The sequence below is a fragment of the Mycobacterium sp. 1245852.3 genome, assembly GCF_001669335.1.
Classification (GTDB): Bacteria; Actinomycetota; Actinomycetes; order Mycobacteriales; family Mycobacteriaceae; genus Mycobacterium; species Mycobacterium europaeum_A.
This window is the reverse complement of sequence record NZ_LZLL01000361.1, coordinates 1-6,270: the sequence shown is the minus strand read 5'-3', so window position 1 is coordinate 6,270 and position 6,270 is coordinate 1. Positions and strand designations below refer to the sequence as shown.

General features: G+C 68.5%; 5 protein-coding genes and 1 pseudogene. 4 read left to right on the top strand and 2 right to left on the bottom strand.

Annotated elements, in window-relative coordinates; all coding sequences use genetic code 11:
- The 3 genes from A9W96_RS16075 to A9W96_RS16065 form a co-directional block, all read left to right on the top strand.
- The coding region (locus A9W96_RS16075; RefSeq protein WP_067141166.1) for a glycosyltransferase family 9 protein at window positions 1-750 on the top strand (750 nt) is incomplete at its 5' end.
- The gene (locus tag A9W96_RS16070; RefSeq protein ID WP_067141164.1) at window positions 747-2,051 is read left to right on the top strand and encodes a UDP-glucose/GDP-mannose dehydrogenase family protein; all 1,305 of its coding nucleotides are present in this window, start codon (window positions 747-749) and stop codon (window positions 2,049-2,051) included. The genes A9W96_RS16075 and A9W96_RS16070, both read left to right, overlap by 4 nt.
- Before the next feature lie 306 nt (window positions 2,052-2,357).
- The gene (locus tag A9W96_RS16065; RefSeq protein WP_066871008.1) at window positions 2,358-4,151 is read left to right on the top strand and encodes a thiamine pyrophosphate-requiring protein; all 1,794 of its coding nucleotides are present in this window, start codon (window positions 2,358-2,360) and stop codon (window positions 4,149-4,151) included.
- 20 nt (window positions 4,152-4,171) lie between these two features.
- Here A9W96_RS16065 and A9W96_RS16060 read toward each other — a convergent pair whose 3' ends face one another.
- Entirely contained in the window at window positions 4,172-4,840 is a 669-nt protein-coding gene (locus A9W96_RS16060) for a UdgX family uracil-DNA binding protein (protein WP_066881958.1), read from the bottom strand.
- A gap of 70 nt (window positions 4,841-4,910) precedes the next feature.
- On the bottom strand, window positions 4,911-5,471 hold the full coding sequence (locus A9W96_RS16055; protein WP_067141161.1) for a hemerythrin domain-containing protein: 561 nt from the start codon (window positions 5,469-5,471) through the stop codon (window positions 4,911-4,913).
- A 143-nt stretch (window positions 5,472-5,614) separates the two neighbouring features.
- Between A9W96_RS16055 and A9W96_RS16050 the strand changes: the two are divergent.
- Window positions 5,615-6,270, top strand: a pseudogene (locus A9W96_RS16050) (hypothetical protein); the annotation flags it as partial.

Sequence of the window (6,270 nt, the reverse complement as noted above, 5' to 3'; positions counted from 1 at the left end):
CTGGGCGACGTCCAGCCGCTGGGCGGCCCGCCGGAGCTGGCGATCAACCTGCATGGCTGCGGACCGCAGAGCATCGAGCACCTGCTGGCCTGGGAACCGCAGTCGGTGATCAGTCATTGTCACCATTGCCATCCCGGCGTGGCGGGCCCGCGCTGGCGCGCCGAGCTGCATGAGATGCACCGGTGGTGCGCGTTGCTCGAATGGGCCGGAATCCCTTGCGATTTGACCGACACGCTGCTACCCCGCCCACCGCTTCCCCGCGACCAGACCGGGGCGGTCGTGATCCATCCCGGCGCGTCGGCGCCGGCGCGGCAGTGGCCACCGCAACGGTTCGCCGCGGTGGCCGCCGCATTGCGCGACGAGGGCTACGAGATCGTCGTCACCGGATCGCCGAGCGAATTCGACCTGGCCCACGCCGTCGCCAGCGCCGCCCGGTTGCCGCGCACCGCCGTCGTGTCCGGACTGCTCGACCTGCCCGCGCTGACCGCGTTGATCAGCGACAGCCGGCTGGTCATCTGCGGTGACACCGGTGTGGCGCACCTGGCCGCCGCGACCGGAACCGCGTCGGTGGTGCTGTTCGGCCCCACCTCGCCCCGCCATTGGGGCCCGCGCGGGCCCGCGCCGCACGCCGCGCTGTGGGCGGGCCGCAGCGGCGACCCCCACGCCGCGGTGCCCGACGAGGGCCTGCTGTCGATCACCGTCGACCGGGTGCTGTCCGCAAGCCACGATGTCCTGGGTGAGCCGGCATGAGCAGCAAGCCTCTCGTCGGTGTGGTGGGCGTCGGTTACGTCGGTTTGACCACCGCGGTCTGTGTGGCCGGGCAAGGACTGAATACCGTTGCGGTGGACGCCGACCCGCACCGGGTGCGCAAACTCGCCACCGGGGTCTCGGTCATCGATGAACCCGGACTGACCGAATTGCTGAGCGACGGACTCGCGCGCGGCACGCTGAGTTTCAGCACCGACTTCGCCGCGTTGGCCGACCGGGACGTCGTGTTCGTCTGCGTCCCCACCCCCAGCGCCGCCGACGGTGCCGCGGACCTGGGCGCCGTCGAATCGGTGGTCGACGGCCTCGGCGGTGTGCTGCGGCGCGGGGCCATCGTCGCGTTGAAGTCCACCGTGCCGGTCGGTACCACCTCCCTCATGGGGCGGCGGCTCTGCCACAAGGGCATTCGTGTCGTTTCCACTCCGGAGTTCCTCCGCGAGGGGCGCGCCGTCGACGATTTCAGTCATCCGGACCGACTGGTGATCGGCACCGACGATGAACTGGCGGCCCAACTGGTACAGCAGTCGTACGGTTTCACCGCGCACCGCGTGCTGCGCATGAGCCCCGAGAGTGCCGAGCTCGCCAAGTACGCCAGCAACGCCTTCCTCGCGGTCAAGCTGTCCTACGCGAATTCGCTGGCGGCACTGTCCGCGCGGGTGGGCGCCGACATCAACGACGTGACCTGCTGCATGGGCGCCGATCGGCGCATCGGGCCGGAGTTCCTGCGCCCGGGCCCCGGTTGGGGCGGTTCGTGTCTGCCGAAGGACACCGCGGCGCTGGTGCACATCGCACACCGGCACGAGGTTTCCTTCGCGGAGGTCGAAGCGGCCCGGCGCACCAATACCGGGCAGGCGCAACGGATCGTCACCGCCCTGCGGCAAACGTTTGGCCGACCGTTGTCGGGCTGTCGGATCACCGCTTTGGGCCTCACGTTCAAGGCCGCCACGAGCGACACTCGCGACTCGCCTGCGCTGGCCGCATGCGAAGAATTCACTGCGGCCGGCGCCCAGGTGGTGGGTTTTGACCCGCAATTGCCCAACATCGATCCCACCGTCTTGCAGCAAAGCGGGGTGACGGCGGTCGACGACCCCTATCGCGCCGCCAAGGCCGCCGACGCGATCGTCGTGCTGACCGAATGGCCGCAATTCCGCGGGCTCGACTGGCAGGTCATCGCGCAGGACGCGCCGCTGGCCGTCGTCATCGATGCCAGAAACTCGCTGGATCCGGCCGCGGTGCGTGAAGCGGGCCTGGGTTACCTCGGAAACGGTGTGCCACAAGGCTTTTGATCCCGGCGCCGACCGTTCCGGTCGCGCCGCCGGGCGCCGTTGCACACTCGTCAGCTGAAAACTGGCTGAGAGTCGGCCCCGCCGGCGTCGTTTCGGCGAATAACACGGCCCGATCCGGGTAATACGGCTCGGGTGGGAAGTGCCGAAGCCGCCCATGCGGTGGCAGCCTGCATATGTCACGCCCGTCAGCGGGAGCCGCGCTCGGTGGGCGCGCGCACCGTCGGCGGTGCCATGCAGGTGGTTCAAACAATAGCCACACACGCCCACCCGCCAGCACAGTAGAACCGTCTGCCGAGGAGGGAAAACATGTCCAAAAAAGAGGTTTCCGATTATTTGCTGGAGCGCTTGCGGGCGTGGGGCGTTGAACATGTATTCGGGTATCCCGGCGACGGCATCAACGGGCTGCTGGCCGCGTGGGGCCGCGCGGACAACAAACCCAAGTTCATCCAGTCGCGCCACGAGGAGATGAGCGCCTTCGAGGCGGTCGGCTACGCGAAATTCACCGGCCGGGTCGGGGTCTGCGCGGCCACATCCGGCCCCGGAGCGATCCATCTGCTCAACGGCCTCTACGACGCCAAGCTCGACCACGTCCCGGTGGTGGCCATCGTCGGCCAGACCAACCGCAGCGCGATGGGCGGAAACTATCAGCAGGAGGTCGACCTGCTGAACCTCTTCAAGGACGTGGCCAGCGACTACGTCCAAATGGTCACCGTCCCCGAACAATTGCCCAACGTGCTCGACCGCGCCATCCGGATAGCGATGACCCAACGGGCCCCGACCGCGTTGATCATCCCCAGCGACGTCCAGGAGCTGCCGTACTCGCCGCCCGAGCACGCGTTCAAGATGGTGCCCTCCAGCCTCGGCATCGAGTACCCGGAGATCGCGCCCGACGACACCGCCATCGCACGGGCGGCCGACGTCCTCAACGCCGGCAAGAAGGTCGCGATCCTGGTGGGTACCGGCGCGCGCGGAGCCCACGAAGAGCTGGCCGAGGTCGCCGACCTGCTTGGCGCGGGAGCGGCCAAGGCCCTGCTGGGCAAGGACGTCCTGTCGGACGAATTGCCCTGGGTCACCGGCTCGATCGGGCTGCTCGGGACGCGGCCGAGCTACGAGATGATGCGCGACTGCGACACGCTGCTCACGGTCGGGTCCAGCTTCCCGTACACCCAGTTCCTGCCCGAATTCGGTCAGGCCCGCGCGGTGCAGATCGACGTCGACGGCCGGATGATCGGCATGCGCTACCCCTACGAGGTCAACCTCGTCGCCGACGCGAAGACCGCGCTGCGGGCGCTGATCCCGCACCTGCGCCGCAAGGAGGACCGGTCCTGGCGCGAGGGCATCGAGAAGACCGTGGCCCGCTGGTGGGAGACCATGGACAAGGAGGCGATGGTCAGCGCGAACCCGGTCAACCCGCTGCGATTGTTCTCCGAGCTGTCGCCCCAGCTGCCCGAAAATGCCATCGTCGCAGCCGATTCCGGCTCATCCGCCAACTGGTACGCGCGCAACCTGCGGTTCCGGGGCAACATGCGGGGCTCGCTGTCGGGCACGCTGGCCACGATGGGCCCCGGGGTTCCGTACGGGATCGGCGCGAAATTCGGCCACCCGGACCGGCCCGTCATCGTGTTCAGCGGTGACGGCGCCATGCAGATGAACGGCATGGCCGAGCTGATCACGATCAAGCGGTACTGGAACGAATGGAAAGACCCGCGCCTGATCATCGCGATCCTGCACAACAACGACCTCAACCAGGTCACCTGGGAAATGCGCGCCATGGCCGGCGCCCCGAAATTCGCTGAATCCCAGAATCTTCCGGATATCGACTTTGCCGCCTTCGCCGCCAGCCTGGGCCTGAACGCGATGGCGATCAAGGATCCGGAGGAACTGTCGGACGCCTGGCGCAACGCGCTGTCGGCGGACCGTCCCACGGTGCTGGACGTGCACACCGACCCCGACATGCCGCCGATCCCGCCGCACGCGACGTGGGAGCAGTTCAAGTCGGCGACCGCGGCGGTGCTCTCCGGTGACGAGGACCGGGTGGGCTTCGTCAAGGTCGGCCTCAAGACCAAGGCGCAGGAGTTCTTGCCGCACAAGAAGAGTTGACCCGCGGGCGGGTTCGGGCCTCAGCCGCGCTTGGTGACGCCCGAACCCGCACTGCGCAGGTCGTCGACGAACGACTTGTAGACCTCGTCGTGTCGGTCGCTGCGGTCGCGCAACACCGCCGAGGGATGTACCGTCGCGACCACGGTCGGTGCGGGCTCCACGTGCACGTCGACCGATGAGGGCAACCGCAACTGCTGGCCGCGCTGGGTGGACACCCGAAAAGTGTTGCCCAGCAACGACTGTGCGGCGGTGGCACCCAGGCACACGATGACCTGCGGCCGCACCGCTTCGATCTCCGCGATGAGCCAGGGCCGGCAGGCGACGACCTCGGTGCGGCCGGGCTTTTGGTGAATGCGCCGCTTCCCGCCCTTGCGGGTGAACTTGAAGTGCTTGACCGCGTTGGTCTCATAGACCAGCGCCGGCTCGATGCCGGCGTCCTCGAGGGCGCGGTCGAGCAGACGCCCGGCCGGGCCGACGAACGGCTCACCGGCGCGATCCTCCTGATCGCCGGGCTGCTCGCCCACCAGCATGATCGGCGCGCCAGGGTGCCCGTTGCCGAACACCGTCTGGGTGGCGTCTTCGAAAAGCGAACAGCCGTGGCATAATTCGGCCGCCGTCCGCAAGGAGTCCAGGCCGCGGTCCTGCGGGAGATAGCGGTCGGCACCCGGGGCTTTCGACGTTGCGGCCATGATCTCCTTCCCAGCGGCGTGGATACCCCCGCTCCCCACCGAGCGGGGGTACACGCCAGGGGTGGCTGCCTCAGCCCTTGCCCATGATGGCGTCGCGGGCCCGGTCGAGCATCGCGGCAAACGGTCCCGCGGCCAGGTTGGCCGCCTGGGATTCCACACCGGCGTGCGGCCGGGTGGGGGCGATCGCTTCGGCGAGCTTGGCGGCGCGGCCCATCCGTTCCAGCTCGTCGCCGCTCAATTCCTCACCGAGCTTGGCGAATTCGTCATGCTCCTCATGCTCGGCGTGTTCGATCACCGCGTCGCGCAGCTTCGTCAATTCGCGGGTGAACTCCTCGCTGTCGACGTCGAGCTTTTCCAGCTTCTGCAGGACGGTCTTGGCCTCGTGCTCTTCGCGCAGCCTCTTGTCGACGACGGTGGCGCCGCCAGAGATCTTGCGCTTGGCGCGCGGGTGAACGATTTCTTCCTCGGCGGTTTCGTGCACGGCGAGCAGGCGCCGCAGCTCGACAAAGGCCTTCTCGCGGGCCTTTCCGGACGCCGCCAGGGTTTCGGCGAACATCGCCTTGATCTGCTGATGCTGACTGACGAGAAAGTCGACCACGTCGGTGGGCGACTGGATGGCGTTCGGTGCCACAGTGTCCCTCCCATCTTTGGTGCGGCGCGCGGGCTGTGCGCGCTCCCGAGTCGGCTACCCGACCAATCCGACCGCCAAACGGGGTGTGGCGGCGCCCGCGCGGGGTATGTCCTGGACAAACCATCGAAAGGATTGGGTGGTCGATGGGCGCCGAACTTCGCACGGGCCAGCGCATCCGGGCGTTGCTGCGCTGCGCGGTCGTCGGCGGGCTGGCGGCGGCCTCGCTGACCACAGCCTGTTCGCGGCCGGGCGCGTCGCTGGAGAGCGCGCCCGCGGTCGACGTCTGGCGGATAGCTGTCCCATTGCACGAACCGGTGTGGTCCTACGGCACGGGCGCCCTGATCGCGCTCACCGGCGATCACCGGTTGGCCGAGGTCACCGCCGGCGATCACGGCAGCGATGCCAAGACGCGCTTCTCCGCCCCCATGGCATCCGGGCGCAACATGCAGATCAGCCAGAAGGACCAGCGGATGGTGTTCGTGCCGCAGCCCGACCGCGGCAAGGTCGCCGCCGTCGACCTGGAAAGTCTGCGCCAGGTCGACGATTTCGACGCGGGACCGGCGCCGGCCTACCTGGCCGAAGACGCGGGCTTGCGCATGCTGCTGGCGCTGTCGGCCGATGGGATGGCGGTGACACCGGTGGACCAGTACGGCTACCGCAAGCTGCCCACGGCGACCACCGACACCAGCGCCGACACCATCGACGGCGCCAACCGCGGACGCGAACTCGACTACCACCTGTATGGAGCGTCGGGCATCCGGCATTTCAAGGGCACGACATCACCGCCGGCGCAGCACGG

Coding starts and splice junctions, on each gene's coding strand:
- A9W96_RS16070 (WP_067141164.1), top strand. CDS start 747: ATGAGCAGCAAGCCTCTCGTCGGTGTGGTGGGCGTCGGTTACGTCGGT.
- A9W96_RS16065 (WP_066871008.1), top strand. CDS start 2,358: ATGTCCAAAAAAGAGGTTTCCGATTATTTGCTGGAGCGCTTGCGGGCG.
- A9W96_RS16060 (WP_066881958.1), bottom strand. CDS start 4,840: ATGGCCGCAACGTCGAAAGCCCCGGGTGCCGACCGCTATCTCCCGCAG.